The 24,503-nt window shown below is 62.2% G+C and carries 21 protein-coding genes; 5 read left to right on the top strand and 16 right to left on the bottom strand.

Translation table 11 applies throughout. The annotated features are described in order from the left end of the window. Nucleotides 1-138: 138 nt before the first annotated feature. Complete coding sequence (locus SAZ10_RS29740; RefSeq protein WP_318613074.1) at nucleotides 139-873, top strand: Crp/Fnr family transcriptional regulator; 735 nt, start codon at nucleotides 139-141, stop codon at nucleotides 871-873. A gap of 95 nt (nucleotides 874-968) precedes the next feature. On the opposite strand, the gene SAZ10_RS29735 is transcribed toward SAZ10_RS29740, so the two are convergent. The 3 genes from SAZ10_RS29735 to SAZ10_RS29725 all read right to left on the bottom strand — a co-directional run bounded on the left by SAZ10_RS29735 (nucleotide 969) and on the right by SAZ10_RS29725 (nucleotide 4,533). Further along, entirely contained in the window at nucleotides 969-1,607 is a 639-nt protein-coding gene (locus SAZ10_RS29735; RefSeq protein WP_318613073.1) for a TerC family protein, read from the bottom strand. A gap of 478 nt (nucleotides 1,608-2,085) precedes the next feature. Beyond that, nucleotides 2,086-3,006, bottom strand: a complete 921-nt coding sequence (locus tag SAZ10_RS29730; protein WP_318613072.1) for a dihydrodipicolinate synthase family protein — start codon at nucleotides 3,004-3,006, stop codon at nucleotides 2,086-2,088. Nucleotides 3,007-3,147: 141 nt separating this feature from the next. Further along, complete coding sequence (locus tag SAZ10_RS29725) at nucleotides 3,148-4,533, bottom strand: PLP-dependent aminotransferase family protein (RefSeq protein WP_318613093.1); 1,386 nt, start codon at nucleotides 4,531-4,533, stop codon at nucleotides 3,148-3,150. Nucleotides 4,534-4,843: 310 nt separating this feature from the next. Between SAZ10_RS29725 and SAZ10_RS29720 the strand changes: the two genes are divergently transcribed. Both SAZ10_RS29720 and SAZ10_RS29715 read left to right on the top strand, forming a co-directional pair. Then, complete coding sequence (locus SAZ10_RS29720) at nucleotides 4,844-5,905, top strand: alcohol dehydrogenase family protein (RefSeq protein ID WP_318613071.1); 1,062 nt, start codon at nucleotides 4,844-4,846, stop codon at nucleotides 5,903-5,905. Between the two features lie 750 nt (nucleotides 5,906-6,655). After that, a complete protein-coding gene (locus SAZ10_RS29715) occupies nucleotides 6,656-7,099 on the top strand; it encodes a MucR family transcriptional regulator (RefSeq protein ID WP_318613070.1) in 444 nt (147 codons plus the stop codon). A 32-nt stretch (nucleotides 7,100-7,131) separates the two neighbouring features. On the opposite strand, the gene fabI is transcribed toward SAZ10_RS29715, so the two are convergent. The 4 genes from fabI to SAZ10_RS29695 are packed head-to-tail and all read right to left on the bottom strand — an operon-like array spanning nucleotide 7,132 to nucleotide 12,276. Then, the gene (gene fabI, locus SAZ10_RS29710; protein WP_318613069.1) at nucleotides 7,132-7,917 is read right to left on the bottom strand and encodes an enoyl-ACP reductase FabI; all 786 of its coding nucleotides are present in this window, start codon (nucleotides 7,915-7,917) and stop codon (nucleotides 7,132-7,134) included. 16 nt (nucleotides 7,918-7,933) lie between these two features. Then, nucleotides 7,934-9,118: an acetate/propionate family kinase gene (locus SAZ10_RS29705; protein WP_318613068.1), complete on the bottom strand. Its 1,185-nt coding sequence runs from the start codon at nucleotides 9,116-9,118 to the stop codon at nucleotides 7,934-7,936. A gap of 1 nt (nucleotide 9,119) precedes the next feature. Continuing rightward, nucleotides 9,120-10,079, bottom strand: coding sequence for a phosphate acetyltransferase (locus tag SAZ10_RS29700; RefSeq protein ID WP_318613067.1), 960 nt, complete (start codon nucleotides 10,077-10,079; stop codon nucleotides 9,120-9,122). A 25-nt stretch (nucleotides 10,080-10,104) separates the two neighbouring features. Then, the gene (locus SAZ10_RS29695; protein WP_318613066.1) at nucleotides 10,105-12,276 is read right to left on the bottom strand and encodes a DUF3141 domain-containing protein; all 2,172 of its coding nucleotides are present in this window, start codon (nucleotides 12,274-12,276) and stop codon (nucleotides 10,105-10,107) included. A 346-nt stretch (nucleotides 12,277-12,622) separates the two neighbouring features. On the opposite strand from SAZ10_RS29695, the gene SAZ10_RS29690 reads away from it, so the two are divergent. Then, on the top strand, nucleotides 12,623-13,771 hold the full coding sequence (locus tag SAZ10_RS29690; RefSeq protein ID WP_318613065.1) for an AI-2E family transporter: 1,149 nt from the start codon (nucleotides 12,623-12,625) through the stop codon (nucleotides 13,769-13,771). A 124-nt stretch (nucleotides 13,772-13,895) separates the two neighbouring features. On the opposite strand, the gene SAZ10_RS29685 is transcribed toward SAZ10_RS29690, so the two are convergent. The 9 genes from SAZ10_RS29685 to SAZ10_RS29645 form a co-directional block, all read right to left on the bottom strand. Beyond that, nucleotides 13,896-14,105: a CsbD family protein gene (locus tag SAZ10_RS29685; RefSeq protein WP_318613064.1), complete on the bottom strand. Its 210-nt coding sequence runs from the start codon at nucleotides 14,103-14,105 to the stop codon at nucleotides 13,896-13,898. 200 nt (nucleotides 14,106-14,305) lie between these two features. Further along, a complete protein-coding gene (locus tag SAZ10_RS29680) occupies nucleotides 14,306-14,572 on the bottom strand; it encodes a hypothetical protein (protein WP_318613063.1) in 267 nt (88 codons plus the stop codon). 242 nt (nucleotides 14,573-14,814) lie between these two features. Next, complete coding sequence (locus SAZ10_RS29675; protein WP_412535322.1) at nucleotides 14,815-15,945, bottom strand: ABC transporter ATP-binding protein; 1,131 nt, start codon at nucleotides 15,943-15,945, stop codon at nucleotides 14,815-14,817. Next, complete coding sequence (locus SAZ10_RS29670; RefSeq protein WP_318613061.1) at nucleotides 15,946-16,992, bottom strand: carbohydrate ABC transporter permease; 1,047 nt, start codon at nucleotides 16,990-16,992, stop codon at nucleotides 15,946-15,948. Next, entirely contained in the window at nucleotides 16,989-18,128 is a 1,140-nt protein-coding gene (locus SAZ10_RS29665) for a sugar ABC transporter permease (protein WP_318613060.1), read from the bottom strand. The genes SAZ10_RS29670 and SAZ10_RS29665 overlap by 4 nt, the downstream gene beginning before the upstream one ends. Nucleotides 18,129-18,199: 71 nt before the next feature. Then, on the bottom strand, nucleotides 18,200-19,675 hold the full coding sequence (locus SAZ10_RS29660; RefSeq protein WP_318613059.1) for an ABC transporter substrate-binding protein: 1,476 nt from the start codon (nucleotides 19,673-19,675) through the stop codon (nucleotides 18,200-18,202). A 363-nt stretch (nucleotides 19,676-20,038) separates the two neighbouring features. After that, nucleotides 20,039-20,929: an SIS domain-containing protein gene (locus SAZ10_RS29655; protein ID WP_318613058.1), complete on the bottom strand. Its 891-nt coding sequence runs from the start codon at nucleotides 20,927-20,929 to the stop codon at nucleotides 20,039-20,041. 70 nt (nucleotides 20,930-20,999) lie between these two features. Beyond that, nucleotides 21,000-22,004, bottom strand: coding sequence for a shikimate dehydrogenase (locus tag SAZ10_RS29650; protein ID WP_318613057.1), 1,005 nt, complete (start codon nucleotides 22,002-22,004; stop codon nucleotides 21,000-21,002). Nucleotides 22,005-22,116: 112 nt separating this feature from the next. Next, nucleotides 22,117-22,743: a glucose-6-phosphate isomerase gene (locus SAZ10_RS29645; RefSeq protein WP_318613056.1), complete on the bottom strand. Its 627-nt coding sequence runs from the start codon at nucleotides 22,741-22,743 to the stop codon at nucleotides 22,117-22,119. A gap of 253 nt (nucleotides 22,744-22,996) precedes the next feature. Between SAZ10_RS29645 and SAZ10_RS29640 the strand changes: the two genes are divergently transcribed. Then, nucleotides 22,997-24,496, top strand: a complete 1,500-nt coding sequence (locus tag SAZ10_RS29640) for a xylulokinase (RefSeq protein ID WP_318613055.1) — start codon at nucleotides 22,997-22,999, stop codon at nucleotides 24,494-24,496. Nucleotides 24,497-24,503: the final 7 nt, after the last annotated feature.

The raw sequence follows: 24,503 nt of genomic DNA, 5'->3' as shown, positions 1-24,503 counted from the left end.
GCTTTCCAGTCGACGCTGGAAAACGCCTGATCGAGTGGCATTCGCGGCTGCGCGGGAGGCTCGGTCAATGCTACATTCGTTGTATGATTTCGCGCATTGCTCTAGATTAACAAACAAACGCAGGAAGCTTGGGACTGCATGCCGCTGACTGGCCACCCGATCGTGAGCAGGCTGACGGGCGCGATGAAATTGGGGGCGGCCGATCTCGCATGTCTCGAGGCCATCTTCGAGCGCGACCTTTCAATAAAAAGGCAGGGTGAACTTGTCGTCGAAGGATCGGAGTTTCGCAAGCTCTGCTTCGTCAGGGAGGGGTATGCGATACGCTATAGATTGCTTCGCAGCGGCAAGCGGCAAATCCTGAATGTAATCCTTCCCGGCGACGTGATTGGATTTGCGGTCTGCTTTTTTGATCGATCAGCCTATGGAGTCGTTTCGCTCACCGAGCTGTCTTGTGCAGTCTGCTCCTTGGATGCCTACATTCGCCTCTGCTACACGCAGCCTCAATTCGGTCTCGTGCTCAGCTGGCTCGCCGCCCATGAGGCAGCGACTTACGCGGAACACATCGTCAATCTCGGCCGGCGTACTCCGCTCGAAAGGCTGGCGCACTTTCTGCTCGAGCTTCATGCCCGCCTGCGGGAGGTGGGACGCGCGGAAGAGGCGAGCTTCGATCTGCCATTCTCGCAGCCAGTCATGGCTGACGTTCTCGGGCTGAGCGTGCCGCATCTCAATCGCGTCATGCAGCGGCTGCGCGCCGACAACTTCATCGCCAGCAACTCGCGCCGCGTCGAGTTGACCAACCTCGAGGGGCTGCGAAGACTGGCTCAGTACCAGCCGCTGAGCCTCGTCTCCCTCCCTCTGCCGGAGCGGAAGTAGCGATCACTCAACTCGCCTCCGCTTCCGGCGAGGCAGTTATCGGGGCGGAAACACCATCCGGCGTTCGCCCCAGGGACCGCTTTTGCCGGCTCCATTCACATATGCGCAACTTCAAGGGCGCCGCGATAGATCATCTCAACTGCCACATAGAGGATGATGGCGAGACCCACATAGGCGATCCAGCGATGGCGATGGAGCAGCCGGGCAATGAAGGTTGCGGCGAATCCCATTAGCGCAATCGACAGGATCAGGCCGAACACCAGCACGACCGGATGCTCGCGCGCTGCACCGGCCACGGCGAGCACGTTGTCGAGAGACATGGAGATGTCGGCGATGACGATCTGCCATGCTGCCTGCGAGAAAGTTTTGCGCGGGGCGCCAGCCGCTCCTCCCGCCGCGTCGTCCGAGCTTTCGAGCGCCTCTTCAGCTCGGAACTCCTCGGCATTGCTCGTGCGCAACTCCCGCCACATCTTCCAACAGACCCAAAGCAGCAGGATGCCGCCCGCAAGCACGAGGCCGACGACCTGCAGGAGCTGCGTGGTCAACACGGCAAAGATGACGCGCAGCACTGTCGCCGCGCCGATGCCGACCAGGATCGCCTTGCCTCGCTGCTCCTTTGGAAGACCAGCAGCCGCGAGCCCGATCACGATCGCATTGTCGCCGGCCAGTACCAGGTCGATCATGATGACCTTCAGGAATGCGGAAAGGACTTCGGGGGTCAGTAGTTCGTTCATGCAGCACCCGTTTCTGCGAATTGAACGGGTGACTGAATGTCATGGATGGACCGATCGACCGCTGATTACTCAGTGGGTCCGCCGGACGGCGGAGCAGGACGGCTATCGGCTGAAGATTTCCACGGCACCAGGCACCCTGATTGGACATCCAGTCCGACATCGCAGCTCACGGGAGCTGCCAGAGGGGCCCGGCCTGGTGGGGTGCTTTTACTTTTGTGGCGAGGGACTTGCAAGAGAGATTGGGGGTGGTGGGCCCAATTGTGTGTCCTTCATCTTTCATGACGGCGGGATTGAGCCTTTCCCTTCTGGGTCAACGCCGCCCCTCACCCTTACCCTCTCCCCGTAAAGGACGGGGAGAGGGGGCACCATCGCTGTGATTAATCTCCTCCCCTTGAATGCCTTGCAGGGACAAGGGTGAGGGGCGGCGCCAACCTAAAAAATGCAAGGCCCTGACCAGCCGGCAGGGCGAGGGATGCGGCTAGTCGCGCGGATCCAGACGCGCCAGGCGGCCGAGCAGGAAATCGACCTCGGCGCGTGCGGCGGCGGTCAGCGCGCTGCCGGGCTTGCGCTGCGCATCGCTCGCGATGGCGCCGCGCTTCATCATGACGTATTTGCGCACTGCGAGGCCGATACCCTGCTGATGCTCGTAGCGCAGGTAGGGCAGGTGCGCGTCGAACAGGTCGTGCGCCCTGTCGCGTTCTCCGCTGGTGGAGAGCCTTACCAGGTCCACGAGCATGTCCGGGAAGGCATATCCGGTCATGGCGCCGTCGGCACCACGCTCCGTCTCGAAGTCAAGAAAGAGACCGCCATTGCCGCACAGGATCGAGATTGGGCGCATCGAGCCGTTCTTCTGGAAACCGCGCAAGGCCGTGATCTTCTCGAGCCCCGGCCAATCCTCGTGCTTGAGCATGAAGCAGGCGGGATTGTCGGTGACGATGCGGCGGATCACGTCCGGCGTCATGATAACCGAGAGCGTGAGCGGATAATCCTGCAGGACGAAGGGCACGTCTTCGCCGATCGCTTCGGATGCGTTGCGGAAATAGGTGACGATCTGGTCGTCGGTCCTGAGCGAAGGCGGCGGTGCGATCATGACCGCCTTGGCTCCCGCATCCATGGACGAACGGGCAAGTGCGCGCATGGCGGCGAAGCCGGGCGACGACACGCCGACGATCACCGGCAGTCCGGTGCGCTTCACGATCCGCTTGACCAGCTCGAGCGACTCGGTCGCCTCCAGCTTCGGCGCCTCGCCCATGATGCCGAGGATGGTCATGCCGTCGATGCCGCATTTTTCGTAGAAGCCGACCATGGTGTCGACGGACTTCCAGTCGAGCCGGCCGTCCGCTTCGAACGGAGTCGGCGCAATGGCATAGACGCCCTTGGTGTCGGCACCCAATGTCATGCAAAACCTCCACAGTCGAACGCAAATGGGACCCGACCCGAGAGGGCCGGCGCGAAGCGTTCATAATACAGGCAGCGGCCCGCCGTCACTATGAGCCCATCCCGCGCCCATGAGCGAAGCGGAGCAAGGCGCGCGGCGGGCTCAGGAGGTCGACAGCGGGGGTTCCGGCGGTGAACCGAGAATGTTGGCCACCGTCCGCAGGCCCGTCGACAGCTGGTCGATATCCACGGAACCGAGGGAAACGCGAATGGCCGGATACGGCAGGTTGTCGTTTGCCAGGAATGACGAGGCCCGTGCGACGGCAACGCCGAGCGAACGCGCGTGAGCGATGAAATCCGCCTCATTATGTCCATCGGGCAGGTGAATCCATCGGTGGAGGCTCTGCGGATGCGCCGAAAACCCGCAGGGGCCCATGATCTGCTGGAACAGCCCGTGGCGTCGAGAAAGGGCGTCGCGCTGCCAATGAACGAGATCCATCGCGGTGCCGTCTTCCACCCAACGCGTCGCGATCTCCTCCATGAGCGGCGTCGCCATCCAGCTCGTCACGAGGTGCCGGTTGGTTGCCGTCGTTACGTATCTCGCGGGCATTGCCATGTAGCCGATGCGCAAGCCGGGCATCACGACCTTGGTGAAGCTCGTGACATAGAATGTGCGTTCGGGTGCCAGCGCATAAAGTGTCGGCGGCTTGTTCGTGACCAGTGGGCCGAGCGCGTCGTTCTCGATCAGTGGGACGTCGAATTTCGCGGCGATCGCCACAATCTCTCGCCGCCTGGCTTCCGGAAGCAGGCTGCCGGTCGGATTGATCACCGTCGGCTGCACAACAAGAGCGTTGATCTTCTCGTCGGCACAGAGCTTCTCGAATTCGCCGGGCAGGATGCCCTGATCGTCGACGCCGACCGCCGCGAGACGCACGCCCATATAGTTCGCGAGAGGTCGAAGCGAATGATGGCCCAGGATCTCGGTGGCGACCACGGCGCCCGGCGGAGCCACCGTCATCAGCGCGACCGCGAGCGCCGAGGTCGCGCCGTTGGTGACGCAGACGTTCTGCGGCGGCGTTTCGCTCCCGCATTCTCGAAGCCACCGCACTGCCGCCGTCCTGTGGCGCGAGCCCGTGCTCCCGGGGCGGAAGGCGTGCACGATGCGCGGCGAAAGGTCGGCGGCGAGCGCGGCGAGCGCCGCCTTCATCCTTTCCTCGTGGATGTCCTCGCAGACCGGCTTCAGGATCGACAGATCGATGATTTCAGGAACGCGCTGCAAGGTGAAGGGAGGGCCCCGATCCGGCTGCGCGAGCTTGACGAAGGTGCCTCTTCCCGCTTCGCCCGACAGCAGGCCACGGCGCGTGAGATCGTCATAGGCGCGGCTGACCGTCTGGATGGAGACGTTGAGGTCCTGCGCCATGTGGCGTTGGGGGAGGAGCCGCGTGCCCCCCGGCAGGCTGCCATCCGAGATTGCCGCGGCGATCTCGTCCGCGAGCGACTTGTAGATCGGTGCGGTCAACCGCTTCGGGTCTGGCTTCCAGTCGCTCATCCTGATGCGGACCTCATATCCCTCGCGCATGGGGCTAGGGCCCCGTTCCCCTGCTGCTTCATAGGCGAGCCGCGATCCCTCGTCCACGAAACGATATCAGGACAAGCTGCATATCGTTATGCTACAATAAACCAATTGACCATATCAATATACGCCATTACGCTGATCTATGTCATGACAAGTTGTGACGGAGCGTAGCAACCGCGCGCCGCAGCCCTTTGCTGGTGCGTGCCAATTCCTGGAATTTCGCGAGATGGAAAATCAGAATTCGATACAGACCCCACCGCAAGTGCCTGTGGTGCCTGATCGCATGAGCGCCGTATTGCTCACCGGGCATGGTGGTCTCGACCGGCTCGTCTACACGACGGATCATCCGGTGCCTGAATGCGCTGCGGACGAGGTTCTGGTGGAAGTGGGGGCCTGCGGGCTCAACAACACGGATATCTGGGTGCGCGAGGGCGCGTATGGCGCCGAGGACGACCCGCAGGCCGTCTCCACGTGGCGGCGCGGGCGCTCGACGCTCGAGTTTCCCCGCATTCAGGGCGCCGACATAGCGGGCAGAATCGTCAAGGTGGGGTCAGCTGTTTCGGAAGAGCGGCTGGGCGAGCGCGTCATCGTCGACGGCTCGATTTACAATCGCTCCGACGACAGCCTGGCCGACATCGATTACATCGGCCACGGGCGCGATGGCGGCTACGCCGAGTATGTCGCCGTGCCGACCGACCACGCCCACGCCATCCGTTCCGATATGTCGGACGCGGAGCTTGCCACCTTCTGGTGCTCCTACCACACAGGCGAGCAGATGCTGGAGCGCGCTGCCGTAAAGGCCGCCGAGCGGGTGCTCATCACCGGCGCGTCGGGGGGAGTGGGTTCCGGGCTGATCCAGCTATGCCGGGCGCGCGGAGCAATTCCTTATGCCGTGGTCGGAAAAGGCAAGGAGAAGGCCGTGCTCGACATCGGCGCCGAGGCGGCGATCGTGCGCGATTGCGCGGATCTGAGGGCGGAAATTCGCAAGGTGCTCGGCGACAAGGAAATCGACGTGGTCGCCGATCTGGTCGCCGGCCCTATGTTCCGGAGCCTCTTGAACATCCTGCGTCCGGAAGGGCGCTATACGACGGCGGGCGCGATTGCCGGCCCGGTGGTGGAACTCGATCTTCGCACCATGTATCTCAAACAGCTTCAGCTCAACGGTTCCTCGCAGGGAACGCGCGCGGCCTTCCGGCGCGTGATCGATCTGATCGAAGGCAAGCAGCTGAAAGCGTTGGTCGCGGCGACCTATCCGCTGTCGCGGATCCATGACGCCCAGCGCCATTTCATGTCCAAGTCTTTCGTCGGCAACATCGTGGTCATCCCGGATGCAAAGGGTCGATAGATCAGGCTGCAGGACGACGTCGACCGGCGATGCGGTCGCGGCACGCATTGACATCATACACACCGCGGGCGGATAATACTTTCAACGTTTCTTCCGGAGGAGGGAACGATGGGAAAGGTTTCTTTCGCCACCAGCCTAGCTGCGCTCTCAGTCGGAACGATCGTTTCGCTGACCGTCGCAGCAAATGCGCTCCCAGCCTACGTTGGTCAGATGCCTCGAGGCGAGATGCGTTCTGACACTTGGCAGGTACATTGGCGGCATTATTGGGGGCGCGGGTACTACGGTTGGCGCGGCTGGCGGGGTCCTTATGCGCCCCGCTATTGGCCTTACAGAAATTACTACCGGTATTATCCTTACTATCCAAGCTATTATTTACCATACGACTACAATTATTATTTGCCATATGGTTATCCTCCCTATGCCTACTATAGACCTTACATCTACTATCCTCCGAGCGTATCCGTCTGGCTCGACTTCTAAGGCAAGATGAAACAGAGCGGAGCGGCGTGCGTTCGGGCAGGACCGCCATGCCGCTCTATCTTTTTGTTTGCACATCAGATTATCCGAAGCCGCTATGCCCCTTTTCGGTCCGAGACCTTAGAGCTCGCGAGGCGCTGGGCTGACTGAGAGACCGTGCTTTGCTGAAGAGAAGTTAGGGGGTCTTTCGGTTTGCTGACTACACGATAAGGGCTTGCTTGGTTGACTAACCGTCGGTAATCGAGCACCGCTCCCAAGCTTGAAGGATACGCAATGACTGACGAGAATTCCCAAGAGGATGTGATCACTCTGACCGCGCAGGTCGTTTCGGCATATGTCTCCAAGAACCCGTTGCCGAGAGTGGCGCTTCCCGAACTGATCGGACAGATCCACAGTTCGCTTCAGGCTCTGAAGGCGCCGCCGGCCGAGCCGGTAGCGCCGCTCGTTCCGGCCGTTCCGATCAAGAAGTCGGTCACGCCGGACTACATCGTTTCTCTGGAAGATGGGCGTAAATTCAAGTCGTTGAAGCGCCACTTGATGACCCACTATGGACTCACCCCCGACGAGTACCGCCAGAAGTGGGGTTTGCCCGCCAGCTATCCCATGGTGGCGCCAAACTATGCGGCCGCTCGGTCTCAACTGGCCAAGGACATGGGCCTGGGCCGGAAGGCGGAGGAGGTCAAAAAGCCGAAGCGAGCACGGTCCAAGCAGCGCTAGTTCAGGCAGCTTCTCCTGCCGGCTGCCGAAGGTCAGTCGACCACGTTATAGCCGCCGTCAACGTAAAGAACCTGGCCGGTGATGAGGCGCGCCGCATCATGGGCCAGAAATGCGGTCGCGGCACCGACATCGTCGATATCGACAAGTTCGCGTGACGGCGCCTTGCCCTTCGCCTTCTCAAGCAGATCGTCGAAGTCGGCGATGCCCGAGGCGGCGCGAGTGGCGAGGGGACCGGGCGATATGGCGTGGACCCGGATGCCTTTGGGACCGAGCTCGGCCGCCATGTAGCGCACGGCGCTCTCGAGAGCTGCCTTGGCGACCCCCATGATGTTGTAGTTCTCGACGACCCTCTGCGACCCGTAGTAGGTCATCGTGAACAGGGTGCCGCCGTTCTTCATCAGCGGTTCGGCAAGATGCGCCATGCGCATGAACGACCAGCAGGAGATTTCCATGGTCGTCAGAAAGCCGTCGCGCGGCGCATCGGTCACTCGTCCAGCGAGAGTTTCCCTGGGCGAGAAGGCAATCGAGTGGATCAGGAAATCCAGCTCACCCCAGCTGTCGCTGATGTGCTCGAAGACCGCCTCCAGCTGGCCGGGCACTGACACATCCATCGGCATGAAGATGCTTGCTTCAACCTCGGTCGCCAGCGGCTCGACGAATTTCTTCGCCTTGTCGTTCAGATAGGTGAGGGCAAGGTCCGCGCCGAAGGCGCGAAAGGCGCGGGCACAGCCCCATGCAATCGAACGATCGTTGGCAATGCCGACGATCAGGCCTTTGCGACCCTCGAGAAGCTGGGCCTTGACTAAAGGAAGGGTCATGGCTGTCTCCGCTGATTCAGGTGCTTTGTGCGAGCCCGGTGAGCGCAGCGGTGTGTCGCGCCACCATCAGCTCCTCGTCGGTCCGGAGGACGAGCAGGGCGACGCGGCTGTTGGCGGTGGAGATCAGCGTCTCGCCAGCCTCATTCGCTGCGGCGTCCAGTTCCGCGCCGAGCCATTCGAGCCGATCGGCTATGCGGGCGCGAATGGCAGCGGAATTCTCCCCGACACCGGCCGTGAAGACGAAGGCGTCGAGCCCGCCGAGCGCCGCCGCAAGCTGGCCGGCATTGAGAGCGCAGCGATGGATGAAGTGGTCGATGGCGAAGGCTGCCGCAGGGCTGTCGCTCGCCAGCAGATCACGCATGTCGCTGGAAATGCCTGAGAGCCCCTTCAGTCCGGACTGGCGATAAAGGAGGTCCGAGACCGAGTCGGCGCTCATCCCCTTCTGCGCGATCAGGTATAACACGACGCCGGGATCGAGCTGGCCGGGACGCGTGCCCATCGGCACGCCGTCAAGGGCGGTGAAGCCCATCGTGCTGTCGATGCTCTCTCCGTCGCGGAGGGCGCACATCGAGGCGCCGCTGCCAAGATGTGCGACGATCGTGCGACCTGCCGCCGCTTCAGGTGCCACGTCGCGCAACCGCTCTGCAATGTATTCGTAGGACAGACCGTGGAAGCCGTAGCGCCGCACGCCGGCGTCATAGAAGCTCCGCGGAAGCGCGTAGCAGGCAACATGCGCGGGATGCCCACGGTGGAAGGCTGTATCGAAGCATGCCACCTGAGGGACGGTCGGATCGATCTCCATTGCCAGACGGATGGGGGCGAGGTTGTTCGGCTGGTGCAACGGTGCCAGCTCCTGATAGCTGGCGAGCTGGTCAAGCACGGTCTCGTCGATCAGGACCGGACGCACGTAGTCTGGCCCGCCATGGACCACCCGGTGGCCGATGGCACGCAGTTCGAACCCTTCGAGCGTACGCAGCCACGAGCGCGTCTCGGCTATGGCCATGGGCAGGTCCGCGACGGCATCGGCGGCTAAGCTGCGGTCGATCAGCGTGCGCTCGTTATCGGCCGCGCGAAACCGCGGACGCGTGCCGATGCCATCCAAGTGACCACGAAGCTGGCGCGCCAGCTGACCCTCAACCACTCCGAAAATCTGAAACTTCAGGCTGGACGAACCAGCGTTGACGACCAGGATTGCGTCCATGTCAGGCGGCCGCCACCTGGGCTGATCGGCGCCGCGCCGCCGCATAGAGCGATGCGACTGCGCAAGATGCTAGCCGCGTGCGAACCGAATCTGCGCGCGAGGTGAGGACAATCGGCACTCGCGCTCCCAGCACGATGCCGGCGGCATCGGCGTGAGCAAGGAAGGTCAGGTTCTTTGCCAGCATGTTGCCGGCCTCGAGGTCGGGCACGACTAGGATCTGGGCGCGCCCCGCAACCGGCGAGGTGATGCCCTTGATGCGCGCGGCCTCCGGATCGACGGCATTGTCAAATGCGAGCGGACCGTCCAGCACGCCGCCGGTGATCTGACCTCGCTCCGCCATCTTGCAAAGCGCAGCAGCTTCGATGGTCGTAGGGATCTTGGTGGTGACTGTCTCAACTGCCGACAGGATCGCAACCCGGGGTTCGCCAAGCCCGATGCCGGTAAACAGGTCGATCGCGTTCTGCACGATGTCGCGCTTGGCGTCGAGGTCGGGAGCTATGTTGATGGCGGCATCGGTGATGAAGAGGGTATCGGCGTGGCCCGGCACGTCCATCACGAAGACATGACTGATGCGGCGTTGGGTCCTGAGACCGGTCGCCGAAGCGGTCACCTCGCGCATCAACTCGTCGGTATGCAGCCCGCCTTTCATCAGCATCTCGCCACGGCCCTCTCGCACCAGCTCGACGCTGCGGGCGGCTGCAGCGTGGCTATGAGCGACGTCGATGATCTGGTGGTTGCCGATGTCGAGCCGGTGCTCGGCGGCGACCGCTCGCACCTTCGCTTCGGGGCCCACCAGGATTGGCAGGATCAGACCGGCCTCGGCCGCCTCGATGGCGCCGCGAAGCGATGTCTCGTCACAGGGATGGACCACGATCGTCATGGCCGGGGCGTGCATGCGCGCGGCCTCGATCAGGCGGTCGTATTTGGAGGGTTGCGTCGGGCTCGGGGGCGTATTCAGCACCTGGACCTCCTTGACGTAGTAGATATCACGATGCCTTGCGCTCCGGGGAGCGCAGCTTTCGGGCGGGCTCACGTTCGATGCGGAACAGGGATCTCATCCGCTCGAGCCTGTCGGCCTCTTCGTCGGTCAGCTGCCCGCGGGCCCCAAGCAATTCGAGCAGGGTGTCAAAGGCAGCCTGTCGTTCCTCGACATTCTCCGGCAACAAATCCGGGATGGCCGATAGCGCGCTGTCCTCGTCGATGAGCAGCAGGAAGAACTGCTCACGCAGCATGGCCTTGAATTCTTCAAGCGTTCTGGTTGACTCGTCGGCAGCCGTCTCGCGGATGCGCCGGATGGCCTCGAAGCCTCGCTCGTCGGTAGTGCCACCTGGCATGCGAATGTAGAGCATCGCGCGAGCAAGCCCTTCCGAAACGCCGCCGCGGGTCATGTGAGATTTGAGCTCTGCGATGCGCGACTGAACTAGGGCGGCATGCAGCATGTTCTTTGCCGCCTTGCGAGGCGGCCGTGCGGAATTCTGGTCGATGCCCAGCGCTGCCTGATGGGCTCGCGAGCCATAGACCGTATGGAAGACTTCTTCGGACCACTTTTCGCTCGCCTTGCGCCATGCCTCGAGCCCGTCGACGATCCGCTCCGATGCTTCCCGCTGGAGCCCCAGGAAGAAGTTTTCGGGCGAGACTGGCTTTCGGTCCTCGCGGACCCGCTCGGCAGCTGCTCCGATCCATGCGCTCCACGGATTTGCAGATCCAAACATTTCGTATTGCAGGCGCAACGGGTGCAGGCGCTGCATGGCGTCAGCCATGACCGGCGTCGCCAGCGCTCGGACCCAAGGCTGGGCAAAGGCCCGGTAGAGAGAAAGATTGATTTCGGACATGCGGGCGACCGCTGCGAAGCGACGCTCGTCGTCGAGGTCATTCCCTCCGAGCGCGCGGATATCGTCAAGCGTGCGAGCCTCGCAGCGCATCACCCATTGACCGGTCACGAGGTCGGGACGCTCGACCGCCTCGCCCTTCGGCTCCAGCACTGCCTCGTAGAGGCCGGGCGGCAGCACGTCGATGAAATCGATGTTGGATGCGAACTCGTCGTGCTCCTTGCGGGCGACGCCTGCAGAAACGAATATGCCCAAGTGGCCGATCTTGTCGTGAATGCAGTACACGATGGTCTGCCCATTGGCCCGGATGTCTTCGACGCTGTCGTAGAGATCGAGGATCCAGTCGAGGGCCTGCTGCGGCGGGGTGACGTTGTCGCCGCTCGAACAGAAGACGAGGATCGGCGAGCGGATGTTGCGCAGGTCGACGGCCGTGCCGTCTGACGTGCGGATCTCGCCGGCCGCGAGCTTGTTGCCGACGAAAAGCTCGTCGACGATGAATTGCATCTCCTCGGCATTGAGCATCACGTGGCCGCCCCACCAACGCTCGAAACCCAGATACCGCTCGGCTTCGGTGTCGATTTTGGAGTAGAGGTTATACTGCTTGGTCCAGAGCGTGTTTGCGGGATTCTGGTTCTCGAAGTTCTGCACAAGCCAGGCGCCGTCGAACTTGCCCGCGCCGAGATCGCTTGTCAGCGCGGTCAGCCAGCTGCCGCCGAGCAGGCCGCCTGTATAGCGCATCGGATACTTGCCTTTGACGCCGGCCCAATAAGACAGCGGCGAGCCTGCCACGATGATCGGGCCGAACAGTTCGGGCCGCAGTGACGCAAGGATGGTGACTGCCCAACCGGCCTGGCAGTTCCCGATCACGCACGGCTTTCCCTCGGCTTCGGGATGGCGGCTTATCACTCTCTCCAGAAAGACCGCTTCCGCCCGCGCGATGTCCTCGATCGTCTGGCCGGGTTCCGGTTCCGGCAGGAAGCCGATGAAATAGCAGGGATGGCCGGCGTTCAGTGCGACGCCGATCTCGCTGTCGGCCTTGAAGCCGCCAATGCCGGGGCCATGGCCGGCCCGAGGATCCACTATGACGAAAGGTCTTTTCCTGGGATCGAGAACGATCCGTGGCGGAGGAACGATGCGCACCAGCGCATAGTTGACGGGTCGTGCCAGGGTCCGACCGTCACATACGAGCTCGGCTTCATAATCAAGGACGTGAGGCGCGGTTTCGGCTGCGTGCTCGCGGTATTGAACGGCCCGCTGACGCATCACATCCAGAAACAGAATGGAGCGCTGATATGAATCGACTGCGTATGAGATTGCCTCGGCAAACATCACGAACTCCTCCGCTACTCACGTCTTCCTCGCGCTCAGCGGTATTTCAGAGAGCCCGCGGCCATGCGCCTTGGCAACCGCCGGCCCCCAGGGCGTGACGTTGACCTGCATTGAGCCATGATCAAAGTGAGGGAGGGTAACTTACCGTAGGATTCAGGGCTGTCATAATTCCGTCAAACGCCCGGCCCTCGGTGCTTGGCGGGCAATCGAGCAAGTGTGCACTCGCAGGTCGTCAGCGGGCGGGGTGAGGTGCCCTCTGCCGTTTTCATTAGCAGGGAACGATGTATTCCATCCCGCGTTTCTCGGCTGAACACGCAAAGGGGCGTGTTCTGTCGGGGGCAATGTGATGGAAGGCCAATCTGATGCATCCGAGGCTGGCTGGGCGGGGCGTACCGCGCTCGTCGACGCGCGTCTCGTCCACTTCGCTCTGATCGGCATATTCATCCTCTCATTTGCCTCCGCACTTTACTTTGCGCGCGACTTCTTCATGCCGGTGGTTCTGGCATTCCTGCTGGCTCTGACACTCAGCCCGGTTGTTCGCTTCATGGCCAAGCGCGGCATCCCGGCCGCGCTGTCGGCGACACTGCTTGTACTGGTCGCCTTTGCTGCAATTGGTAGCACTGGCTACTTGCTCAGCGCACCGGTCGTGCAACTCATTTCGGACGCACCGTCGATCGGTCGCCAAGTGACGGAGAAGCTGTCAGAGTTCCGAAGACCCTTCCAACATCTGCTGGGGGTTTTTCAGCAGGTCGAGCAACTAACGGAGGTGGTCGACCAACCGGGTGTGAACCGAGTGGTCGTGGCTCAACCAGCCATCGTCTCCCAGGCTGCCGGCACGTTGGCCTCAGCGGCGACGTCCTTGGCAATAATGTTCGTGCTGTCGCTCTTCCTGCTCGCGTCTGGCACGATGTTCTACGAGAAGATCGTGCAGTCGTTCGCCAAGCTAAGCGAGAAGAAGCGCGCCTTGCGGATCATGTACGACGTCGAGCGGGAAATCTCCCGCTATCTCTTGACCATCGCGCTGATCAACAGCGGACTCGGTCTGGCCGTCGGTTTGGGGTTGTGGGTGATCGGGATGCCGAACCCGCTTCTTTGGGGCGTAGCGGCCGGCCTGCTCAATTTTCTGCCCTATGTCGGGGCGACGCTTACGATACTTACCGTGGCCGCTATGGCGCTCGTCTCCTTCGACAGCATGTCCTACGCCCTGTTAGCGCCAGCCTATATCATGCTTTGCGACATCATCGAGGGACAGGTCGTTACACCCTTTGTGCTGGGCCGGCGGTTGGAAATCAACGCGGTGGCCATCTTCATTGCCGTGGCCTTCTGGTCCTGGCTGTGGGGATTCGTCGGCGCCCTCATCGCAGTGCCGCTGCTGGTGGCGGTGAAAGTGTTCTGCGACCATTTCGAGAGCCTGCACCACGTCGGCAATTTCTTATCGGCACAGCAGGCTATCGAGGAGCCACAGCCTGCGGAAGCTGAAGGCCCGGCGTCGTAGCGCCCGTGTTTTTCGTTTCCCCTACTCGCCTCTCGGCTCGATGTGCCCCCGGAAGCTTTGTAGTTGCAATCATTCTCATCAAGTCGGACGCGCCCCGCTACGTCGGCGGGGCGCAGTCCATCAATCAGTTCGGCCAATTCTGGCGGTCATACCAATCATCGACATCGCGACGAATTTGATCCTTTGCGAGGCCATACCGTTCCTGAATCTTGCCTTCGAGCTGGTCGCGGCGTCCGTTGATCCGGTCCAGATCGTCGTCGGTCAGCTTGCCCCACTGCTCCTTCACCTGGCCCTTGATTTGCTTCCAGTTGCCTTCGACACGGTTCCAGTCCATGGTGTTTTCTCCGTTGCTACTGGGATGGTTTCGCCTGCAGTTAACGCTGCTGTGGCAAATAAGTTCGACCGTAAGTGAGGCGAAAACGACGTATGTCCCGCGCAGCGGTAGCGTTCACAAGTGCTGGGCAGGTAACATAAGCGGGCCGTTATTGCACAGCTCGACCGGCTTGGCTTGGTTTGTTGCCCGCCACCCGAGCCCTACTCCGAAGGCGTTATCCCATCTATTTTTCGCTGTGCGCGCTGCACAAGAACTACTTCCCCCTCATCAAGTGAGGCAACCACCTGGTCGGGGAGGGGGGCGATGGAGCCGGGCTCGAATAGCTGGGCAATCCACTCTCCGCTATTCCAATAACGAATGAGCCAGCCACGGTAGGATGCTTCATTAATCGGCGGCCGCCCGTCAAGGTCGCGAGCTGTTTCGGTCGATGTCTCTAGGGAAGGTTGAGTTTTTTGCTCGGCGCCCATGGCTCAATCCTCCTCTCGCCAACAGTGCAGCTTAAAACTCGTTTCGAGTGCTAGAGTTCCGGATCTCTGCTTGTGGCTCGGGGCCGGCATCGAAGCGCAACCAGTTGCGTTACGCCGTTGTCGATAGTGGGCGAGATCGCGGATGCCCGCGTCAACGTAGCGCAAATATTCGGGGTGCCATCGGCCTGAAATGGGACCAAAAGCTTCAGCTACCGCAGCCTCTGCTTTAGGGCGCCAGGATCTCACGCCCCTCCGACGCCAGGCTCTGCAACCCTCGTTCTCGGGAGCGCTGCTGATCTTTCGCTCTTCTCAGCGCGGGGGTCGCGGATCCTCGCGCCGGTCTCCGTGTCAAACAGGAATACGGCCTGGTCGGCAAAAGTGACGCCTATCGTCTCGTCCATGTCATAGTGTGCCGACTTGTCGGCCTTGACGGTGAGCGCAGCCTCGCCGAGCCGGCATGTGATCAGCGTGTGGTCGCCGATGAGCTCGAGCGCGTAAACGCGCGCCCTTATCCTGCCTTGCGACGGCGCCGTCACCCGGCAGTCCTCGGGGCGCAGCCCGGCAGTGATCTTCTTGCGGCTTTCTGCGAGCCCGGTCTCGAACCGCGCGTCCGGGTGGATGAAAGTGCCCTGGGAAAGCTCGCCCTCCAGGAAGTTCATGGGCGGCGAGCCGATGAAGCCCGCGACGAACAGATTGGCGGGGTCGTCATAGATCTGCCGCGGCGTGGCGATCTGCTGCACGACGCCACGGTTCATGATCGCCACGCGATTGGCGAGCGTCATCGCCTCGATCTGGTCGTGCGTGACGTAGATTGTGGTCACACCGAGATCGGCCTGCAGGCGCTTCAGCTCGGAGCGCATGTGGCCGCGCAACTTGGCGTCGAGGTTGGAGAGCGGCTCGTCCATCAGGAACACGCTCGGTCGCCGCACGATGGCGCGCGCCAGCGCAATGCGCTGCCTCTGCCCACCGGAAAGCTGGCGGGGATAGCGGTCGAGGAACTCCTCCAGATGCACCTTGCCTGCGGCGCTGCGCACCGACCTGTCACGCTCGGCGGGCGGAACTTTCCTGAGCTTCAGTGGATAGGCGATGTTCTCGGCGACCGTCATGTGCGGATAGAGCGCGTAGGACTGAAACACCATCGCGATGTCGCGATATTTGGGCAGCACGTTCGTGATGTCCCGCTCGCCGATGAGGATCCGGCCGGAGGTGACGGATTCCAGCCCGGCTACCATGCGCAAAGCTGTCGTCTTGCCGCAGCCGGAAGGTCCGAGCAGGACCAGGAATTCGCCGTCTTCGATCGTCAGGTCGAGACCTTTGACGACTTTAACCGTACCGAAGGATTTGTGGATATCGGCAAGCGTGACCCGCATCAATCAACCCTTCACGGCGCCGACCAGCAGGCCGCGCGCAATGTGTCTTTGCAGAATGGTCGAGATCAGCACCACCGGCGCGATCATCACGACGATCAGCACCGACATGTTCCACCATTGTGGTCCGCGCGTGGTGTTCTGGGCCGAGACCAGCACGGGCATGGTCTGTGCCTTCGCGTTGGAAAGAAAGAGGGCGAGCAGATACTCGTTCCAGGCAAGGATCAGCACCAGGAGGAAGGTAGCGACGAGCCCTGATCGAACCAGCGGCAGCGCGATGGTGAAGAACACGCGGAACTTCGAGGCGCCGTCGATCTCGGCGCTCTCCTCGAGGTCGAGCGGAATGGCGGCGAAGAAGTCGCGCGTCAGCCAGACCACGATCGGCAGGTTGACGGCGGTGTAGGTGGCAATCAGCGCAACCTGCGTGTCAAGTAGCCTGAGCTGCTGGAACATCACGTAGATCGGCAGGACCGCGACGATCGGCGGCATGATGCGGTTGGAGATGATCCAGAATTCGACGTCGTTGTTGCCGACCGCGAGCCGTGTTCGACGCACCAGCGTGAGCAGCGCGATCACGAACAGCGCCAGCGCCACGCCCACTGCGAGCTCCCAGGCGATACCGAAACTGGCAACCGCCCCGATGACGGCAGCAAGCAGCACGAGGAAGATAGCTACGCCGGCCAGCTTCACCTGGAATCGGATGCGCACCAAGGCATAGGCAGCGAGCGAGCCGATCAGCACTGCGAGCACGGTGCTAACCAGCGCGACGACGACGGAGTTGAGGTAGGGCCCGAGCGTGTTGTTCTCCAGGAGCATGAAATTCCAGGCATCGAGCGAGGGGGTGAAGTCGACGAAGGGTATGTAGAAGGGACCGTTGTCGACCTCGCCCGCACCCTTGAACGAGGTGATCAGCACCCAGTAAAGCGGAACCAGCACCACCAGCGACCATAAGATGAGCAGCGCATAGGTGATGACCTGCGCCGCGGGTGCCTGGCTGTCGACGGAGGCCGGTTCGAACAGCCGGCGGAAAAGGGTGCGATTCTCGGCCGTCATTGCTCGAACCGGCGCGCCGGCCGGACCACGAAATTGAAGAACGACACGCAGGCGATCGTCGAGATAAAGAGCAGCATGTACCCGACGGCGGCGGAGCCGCCGAGATCTTGCGTACGCCAGGCGATAAAGGAGTGCAGTGTCATGGATTCCGTCGCGAGCCCCGGGCCGCCGCCGGTGAGCACGTTGGGGAGGTCGATGATCTTGAAGGCCTCGATCAGCCGGATCAGGACGATTGTGGCGGCGACCGGCGCGATGGCCGGCCAGGTGATGTCGCGGAAGATCTGGAAGCCGCTGGCGCCGTCGAGGCGGGCGGCCTCGATCTGGTCGCGCGACTGGTTTTCGATGGCCGCCAGCAGCACGATGAACATGAACGGCGTCCACTGCCAGGTGTCGCCGATCAAGACCATCAGACGGGCCGACCATGCCTCGTTCGCCCACGACCATTCGGTGACCCCGAAGGTGCGCAGCAGGGGCGCGAAAGGGCCCTTCTGCATGTCGGCCAGCATGCGGAAGGTGTAGGCGATCCCGACAGGCGTGACCATCAGAGGAATGAAGAACAGGACGCGAAAAAAGTTGCGTGCCCGGATCGGCTGGCCGCAGAGAAGCGCCAGCCCGAGGCCGAGTCCGAATTGCACTGCAACGCCGATGATCACATAAAGCAGCGTGTTGATCGCCGTGCCAGGCACCCCGCCAGGGGCGAACGTCGCCACCGCGACGGTTGCGAGGCCGAAGGCGAGGGCAATCGAGATGATCCGGCCGAGCGTGCCGAGGACGGTCGCTCGGCCCCGCAGCAAATACCGGGCAAGGATGAGAAGCAGCCCTGCCGCAATCAACGCCAGCAGGCCCCACTGCAGGACGCCCATATCGCCGAACTTGCCGAGGAGGTGATACTGTTGCGACCCCGTCAACAGCTTGCGGTAGTTGACCAGCCCTATGAATTTCAGCGTGAAGCCGCCCGGCGCGAGCGCGAAGCGCGACAGCGACAGATAGGCAGAGATCAGCAGCGGGAAAATCGCGAAACAGAGCAGCACGATGACGGCCGGCATCACCATGACGGGCCCGGACTGGCGGTCCAGCCATTCGGCCCAGCCGCGATGTTTGGCTGTTGCGGGAAGCGTGTCGGTGGTTGCGGTCATTCGGTACCGGATGTGCCGAAACGGTCGAGACCGGCACGGGTAGTGACCCGCGCCGGCTCGATGTTCAGATCCTAATCCTTGGCGCCGATGGTCGCCTTGTAGAACTTGAGCTGCTCGTCCTTGCCGATCTCGTCGTTCAGCTCGTTCCAGCCGTCCTCGACGGCTTTGACCGTGGCTTCCTTGTCGATTTCGCCGGCGAGGAAGCGAGAAATCGCCTCGTCGAGCACGACCTGCTGGTATTTCTGGTTTTGCGGAATACGTAGGTCGAGGATCATGTTGGGGCTGTTCATGCTCTGGTTGATTGCGCCCAGATAGACCTTGGCCTCTTCTTCGCTCATGCCGGCATTCTTCCAGAGATCGCTATAAGAGAGCTGCGACGTCCGGTAGGGGTTGAAACCAGTCCCACCGATCGTCACGTCGGAATTCGACTGCTCCGGTTGCGTCATGTAGGAGAAATAGGCAAAGGCGGCGTCCTTCACCTTAGGATCGGCAGCCGCGTTGATGCCGCCGCCCCAGCCACCAAAGGCCGCGAAGGGAGCATGATTGACCCCATCGATCGCATGCGGGCAGCTTTCAGCCGTGCAAGCCTCCAGCTTTCCGGTTTCCCAATTGAGGACCTCCTTCGAGCCGGGCATGATCGCGGCGCCCCACTTGCCCATCACCTTGGACTGCTTGGGATCAATCGAGATCGTGCCGACGTCGCCCCAGTCGAGGTTCAACGCGCAGCGGCCCGACGCAAAAAGCGGGCGCGTGTCGGCGACGTCGAGATTGAGCTCGTCCGGCGGACCGTATTTCGTCGATTCCTGCAGGAAATCGAGCGCCTTGCGAAAGGCTTCATTGTTGACCAGCGGCGTCATGTCTTTCGTGTTGAAGAACGTGCCCTGGCTGGTGCCCCGCGACTGGGTCATCGAGCCGACCACGTCGGTGACGAACCAGTAGCTCTGCGCATTGCGCTTCTTGGCGATGCAGGAGCCGAAATCCGGCGTGCCGTCGCCATTCATGTCCTTGCCGTGCACCGCCTTGGCCACGGCGAGATATTCGTCCCACGTCGTGGGCACCTTCTGCCCGGCGGCGTCGAGGACGTCCTTGCGGTAGTACATCATGTGGAAGTCACCATCGAGCGTGACCATGTAGGCCTTGCCGCTATACTTCTCCGAGAAGTCGCGGAAGAAAGCGCCGACGTCGTCCTGCTTGATGTCCTTGTCGCCTTCGATGCGCGTGGTCAGGTCATCGAGATAACCGCCGGCGATGTAGTCGACCATCCATTGCGGAGCGAAGACCGCGGCGTCGACGGAATTGGTGCCGCTCGCCCAGTCGGTCAGGATCTTCTGATAGAGATCGGAAAACGGCACCGCGATCACGTTGATCTTCGCGCCGGTGAGCTTTTCGAACTCGGGGGCGCGCCGCTGCAGCGGCTCTTGGATCGCCCCGGTCTGGGTTATGACGTTCACAGTCACGCCGGCAAACGGCTTGTCCTGTGCGAGCGCAGGCATGCATGCCGCCGCACAGGCGGCCGAAGCGCCGGCCAACAAGGCTGCAATTCTCATCGAGTTCCTCCTCCCTGTTGATGCAATCCGACCTCATCGAATTGCGGTTAGAATCTGATCCTCCCGTCAGCTGAAGCGTCTTCGCCGCCATCGACATGGCGGCAGAAGGGCGATCTTAGGTCGTGGCTTCGCTGGAATCCATTCCTCCCATTGATACCGCTTCGGCCAGTCGGCTTGTCCCGACATATGAGCTCCGGACCTCCCCTGTCCGAGCACAACTGTAGCATAGTTACAGGAACTTCAACGTCAACGCCGCGGCTGGCCAGAATTTTCCACCTTTTCGATTTCAGCTTTGGGCGGCGGTCGCAATCATGTAATTTTACTACCTAGGGCAGACGCCCGATTTCCTTCGAGGGATCCCCTTCAGACGATGCGTACTGAGCGGGTCTCCCGCAGGAGCTTCTTCATTGCCGTTATCCGCTCCCGGTGGTTCGGATCGCGGCGCATGGCTACGGCCGTCGAGAGAATATCGACGACGGTCAAAGCTGCGATCCGCGAAATGGTCGGCGTGTAGATGTTGGTATTGTCGAGCGTCTCGATCAGAACAGGCACGTCGCAATGCTCCACCAGCGGCGAGGGCGCCCCGATGAGACCGACCACCTTGGCACCGTTCTCCCGCGCGATCCGGGCCACTTCGATGATCGACCGGGTCGTTCCCGTGTTGGAAATGACCACCGCGACGTCGCCGGGCTTCATCATGGCGGCCGACATGAGTTGCTGGTGGGAATCCTGCTCGGCGCCGCACGGCACGCCGAAAAGCGGGAACTTCTGCTGCGCATCCTGGGCAACAATGCCCGACGCGCCGAAGCCGAAGAACTCGATCGCACGAGCTTGCGCAAGAATGTCGATCGCTTTCTCGAGCTGGGTCTTGTCCAGATGCTTACGGGCCCAATCGAGGCTCGTCATCGTGTAGTCGAAGATTTTCCCGGCAACGGCCTCGATGCTGTCTGTGTCGAGCAGCACCGAATGCGTCGCCGGCGTTCCGAGCGCGAGGCTTTGCGCAAGACGCAATTTGAAGTCCTGGAAGCCGGTGCAGCCGATCGAGGTCGCGAAGCGGATAACCGTCGGCTGGCTGACAGCTGCGAGCGCAGCCGTTTCAGCCACCGTCGCATTCAGGATGCGGCGCGGATCGGCGAGGACGACATCAGCGACCTTGCGATCGGATTTGCGCAGCTGATCCCGTTTCGTGCGAACGATCTCGATGATGTTCATGTTCGCGATCCGCCGCTCTTCAAGTCGCTCATCCAGGGCCATGCTCGCTTTGCCCTCGCGGCTTCCATTCCCGCACTGGTAGCACGTGACGCTGGAGCGTGGCCGTGTGCGATCAGTCGCTGCCGGGCGGCCGGCCGCCCGCTTTGTTACCCGCAGCGGCGGAGGAGGCCGTAGCTCCGGCGGCAGCTGCGATCTCAGAAAGGCGATCGAACCCGGCGCCGGATGTCGGGATTTCGATGTCGAACACCTCGGCAATCACCTGTGTCCAGCCGTGAATGAAATAGGTCCAGCCGTCTTCCACCTGCAGCGCCTTTGCCTGCTGCTGGCGCCGCGCCTGGTCGAGGAAAAGCAGGTCGCCGCGATAATTGAGTTCCCACGCGATGGCTCGATCGGGAAAGCGCGCTGCGTCCGTCAGCGGGGACCCAGGCGCGTCCTTTCCCAAACCTGTCGCGTTGATCACCAGCGAAGCCGGAGGCAGCGTGGACATTACATGGTCATTGGCGTCCGGACGTTCTGGGAGCACATATTCGACCGGCACGTCGCATTCGATCTGGCGGTGGATGCCCGCTATCTCGTCGAGCCGCTCGGGGCTGCGATCGGAGACGACGATCCGCGAGGGGACATCCTTGCCGCGCGACCGGCGCATGAGGTGCCAGGTGATGGCAATCGTGGAACCTCCAGCGCCCATCGAAAAGAGCGCGCCGCCGGTGCGGGCGAAATAGTCCTGGCCGAGGAAGCTATCGAGGGTAAGCCCGGAGGAGATCGGGTCCTTCGCCTTGCAGATGAACCGGCCGTCGCGCTTCGAGAGGCAGCTGGTCTCGCCCATGAGTCGCGCATGCGGATCGATCTCGTCGAACATGTCACGGCAGGCCCGGTAGAAATCGATCTTGTGGGTCGTCACGAGCGCGCCGAGCGAGAGCGGATCGTCCCGAATGAAAGCCGCCGCTTCGCGATAGAGCGCAGCATCGGCATGAAGCGGGAAGTCCATCCCGACAATGGCGGCATCTTCGAGGCCGAGGTGCTTTGCCCAGGCCGGAAAGACCCTCATTATGGAGCTCTTGCCGGTGCTGACGCCGATGAAATAGATCGTCGGGCGGCGTGCGGAAGTGTATCTCATGAGAGCAAACCGTGTGTTGCGGCCGCAGCGACGGCGCCCCTGGTTGGTGCCGAGCGAAGCGAGGCGGAGCGGGGGTCCGCGTCGCCATATGCGATTGCCCTGCGGGCGCCTTTCATGCCGGATGCCTCATCAGCTGCCCCACAGCTTCGGCGGAGCGCGGAACATAGTGTTCGTTCTCGATCAGAGCCCAGCCTTTGCTGTCGTCGGCGACCACCCGATGCCGCATCCCGCGGGAGCGTTCGATGATGCCGTAGTCCTGGCCTGAATCCGCTGGATAGCTGAACATCATCACGAAATCCTCCGCACCGGTGTTGACGGACCGGTGGATCCAATACGGCGGAACGTAGCAGATGACCTGAGGACCGATCTCGACGACCCGCGTTTCGCCCTGCGGCGATTCCATGAGCATCAAGCCAACGCCCTTCTGGCCGTAATATACCTCCGGCCGGTCGGCGCGGGCATGGATATGGCCACGCGTCATAAAGAACTCGGCTCCGATCCTTCCGGGGCTCATTCGCGTCAATCCGAAGATCATGTCGCCCGCGTCGGCCGACGGTCGAAATTCCGACACCTCGTAGGCGATCGGATCCCCAGCCTTGTCGAGAGCAAGCTGGAACGCGCGCTCGTCCTCATAGAGGCCGTGCAGGTCGCTCATTCGTTTCACATAGCGTCCCGTACCCCCGGTCATCCTCCCCGATGCGAGCTCGACCGCGCAGCTGGCGGGTTCGCGCAGTTTCATACGTCTCTCCGTTCTGTAGCGGAACTACATAAAGCGAGCGCTTGAGGGAAATCAATAGCCCCTGAAGTCGCAATTCCTGCGGGTCGAATTCGCGTTGACCCAAAGATTTCTGTAACTATGCTACCAAATAAGTTCGCGCGCGTGCAGGCTCATCAATGGATGCCTTTGCGTGCAATGATGGTCGGCGCCATCCTCCTCCAATATCATTCGATGTGGTTGCTGCGCCGCTGAGGCGACCTAAGGGGAAACACGAATGAGCCGCGATCTGATTCTGGCCATCGATGTAGGTACGGGCAGCGTGCGAGCTGCGCTGGTCGACCGACAAGGCAAGATCGTTTCGCTGCGCGCCTCGGAGCACGATCAGGTCGTTCCGGCCTTTGGCTGGTCGGAGCAGCGACCGCGCGACTGGTGGACCGGGGTCGCAAGCGCGATCCGCGCCGTCCTCGAAAGCGTGGAGGGCGCCCGCACAAGGATCTCCAGTGTCGCGGCCTGCGGGCAGATGCACGGGACCGTGCTGATCGACGAAAACGGTGAGCTTACCCGCGAAACGGTGCCGCTTTGGAACGACAAGCGCACAAGCGCCCTGGTGGCGAGCTTCGAGACGCGCTTTGCTGCTTCGGACTACCTCGCCGACTGCGCCAATCCCGCCACCCCGGCCTGGCCCGGTTTCAAGCTGCAATGGATCCGGGACAATGATCCGACGGCATATCGGCGGGCCGCCGCGGTCATGATGCCCAAGGACCACATCAATTTCCGGCTGACCGGCGAGGTCGCCATGGATCGCACGGATGCTGCCTGCAGCTTCCTCATGGATCCTCGGACAGGCCAGTGGTCGAATCTGATGTGCGAGAGACTCGATCTCGACATCGCCAAGCTCCCGCAAATCCGCATGCCGGTGGAGATTCTTGGACATGTCACCAAAGCTGCGGCTGACGAGACCGGGCTCAGCGTCGGCTTACCCGTGCTCGTCGGAGGCGGCGATTATCCCGTGGCGCTTCTCGGCTCGGGCGTCTGCCGGCCGGGTCTCGGCTCGGATGTGACGGGCACATCCTCGATCATCACCCTGGTTTCGGAAAAGCCGTTGCTCGATCCCGAGATGTGCAATGTCGGCACGCCCGAAGGCAATTGGGGCGCCTTCATGCTGCTCGAAAGCGGCGGAGATGCCGTGCGCTGGGCGCGTCGTGCTTTCCACGAGAAAGCACTCGGCTATGAGGAAATCGTCGCGAAAGCGGCGGAGGCGCCCGCAGGCTCCGAGCGGCTCTTCTTCATGCCCTATCTGGTGGGGGAGCGGCTCGGCAAGCACCGCAACGCCCGCGCACAGTTCTTCGGCATCACGGCAGGTCACGGACTTGCCCACCTGCATCGCGCAGTGCTCGAAGGTGTTGCCTTCGCTGTGACGCGGCAGATACGCGTGATGGAAACGAAATCCGGCCGGAAGCTGGAACGCGTCGTCGCGTCCGGCGGAGGCGCCAAGACTAAGCTGTGGCTCAAGATCAAGGCCAGCGCTTACGGAATTCCGATCGTCGTGCCGCAAGAGCCGGAATGCGGCGTTGTTGGCTGCGCTATCCTTGCTGCAACTGCCGAAGGGCGTTTCTCCAGCCTGCAGCAAGGCGCCGATGCCTTCGTGAGCTATGCGGAGGAAGTTGCTCCCGACCCGCGATGGGCAGAGACCTATGCCGGGATGCAGCCGGTTTTCGATAGGCTCTATCGCCATTCGCAGGCACTCTATGACGATCTGGACCGGTTGGCCTGATCCCTGC

The sequence above is a fragment of the Mesorhizobium sp. BAC0120 genome (assembly GCF_033542235.1).
Lineage (GTDB): Bacteria > Pseudomonadota > Alphaproteobacteria > Rhizobiales > Rhizobiaceae > JAWRCU01.
Note: the sequence above shows the minus strand (reverse complement) of the source record. Positions and strands in the feature narration are given on the sequence as shown.

What these genes read in the sequence shown, in the direction of transcription:
- SAZ10_RS29650 (WP_318613057.1), bottom strand. Translation starts at nt 22,004, where the DNA reads ATGAGATACACTTCCGCACGCCGCCCGACGATCTATTTCATCGGCGTC.
- SAZ10_RS29640 (WP_318613055.1), top strand. Translation starts at nt 22,997, where the DNA reads ATGAGCCGCGATCTGATTCTGGCCATCGATGTAGGTACGGGCAGCGTG.
- SAZ10_RS29685 (WP_318613064.1), bottom strand. Translation starts at nt 14,105, where the DNA reads ATGGACTGGAACCGTGTCGAAGGCAACTGGAAGCAAATCAAGGGCCAG.
- SAZ10_RS29720 (WP_318613071.1), top strand. Translation starts at nt 4,844, where the DNA reads ATGAGCGCCGTATTGCTCACCGGGCATGGTGGTCTCGACCGGCTCGTC.
- SAZ10_RS29690 (WP_318613065.1), top strand. Translation starts at nt 12,623, where the DNA reads ATGGAAGGCCAATCTGATGCATCCGAGGCTGGCTGGGCGGGGCGTACC.
- SAZ10_RS29680 (WP_318613063.1), bottom strand. Translation starts at nt 14,572, where the DNA reads ATGGGCGCCGAGCAAAAAACTCAACCTTCCCTAGAGACATCGACCGAA.
- SAZ10_RS29725 (WP_318613093.1), bottom strand. Translation starts at nt 4,533, where the DNA reads ATGAGCGACTGGAAGCCAGACCCGAAGCGGTTGACCGCACCGATCTAC.
- SAZ10_RS29705 (WP_318613068.1), bottom strand. Translation starts at nt 9,118, where the DNA reads ATGGACGCAATCCTGGTCGTCAACGCTGGTTCGTCCAGCCTGAAGTTT.
- SAZ10_RS29740 (WP_318613074.1), top strand. Translation starts at nt 139, where the DNA reads ATGCCGCTGACTGGCCACCCGATCGTGAGCAGGCTGACGGGCGCGATG.
- SAZ10_RS29655 (WP_318613058.1), bottom strand. Translation starts at nt 20,929, where the DNA reads ATGGCCCTGGATGAGCGACTTGAAGAGCGGCGGATCGCGAACATGAAC.
- fabI (WP_318613069.1), bottom strand. Translation starts at nt 7,917, where the DNA reads ATGACCCTTCCTTTAGTCAAGGCCCAGCTTCTCGAGGGTCGCAAAGGC.
- SAZ10_RS29645 (WP_318613056.1), bottom strand. Translation starts at nt 22,743, where the DNA reads ATGAAACTGCGCGAACCCGCCAGCTGCGCGGTCGAGCTCGCATCGGGG.
- SAZ10_RS29735 (WP_318613073.1), bottom strand. Translation starts at nt 1,607, where the DNA reads ATGAACGAACTACTGACCCCCGAAGTCCTTTCCGCATTCCTGAAGGTC.
- SAZ10_RS29695 (WP_318613066.1), bottom strand. Translation starts at nt 12,276, where the DNA reads ATGTTTGCCGAGGCAATCTCATACGCAGTCGATTCATATCAGCGCTCC.
- SAZ10_RS29670 (WP_318613061.1), bottom strand. Translation starts at nt 16,992, where the DNA reads ATGACGGCCGAGAATCGCACCCTTTTCCGCCGGCTGTTCGAACCGGCC.
- SAZ10_RS29715 (WP_318613070.1), top strand. Translation starts at nt 6,656, where the DNA reads ATGACTGACGAGAATTCCCAAGAGGATGTGATCACTCTGACCGCGCAG.
- SAZ10_RS29665 (WP_318613060.1), bottom strand. Translation starts at nt 18,128, where the DNA reads ATGACCGCAACCACCGACACGCTTCCCGCAACAGCCAAACATCGCGGC.
- SAZ10_RS29730 (WP_318613072.1), bottom strand. Translation starts at nt 3,006, where the DNA reads ATGACATTGGGTGCCGACACCAAGGGCGTCTATGCCATTGCGCCGACT.
- SAZ10_RS29660 (WP_318613059.1), bottom strand. Translation starts at nt 19,675, where the DNA reads ATGAGAATTGCAGCCTTGTTGGCCGGCGCTTCGGCCGCCTGTGCGGCG.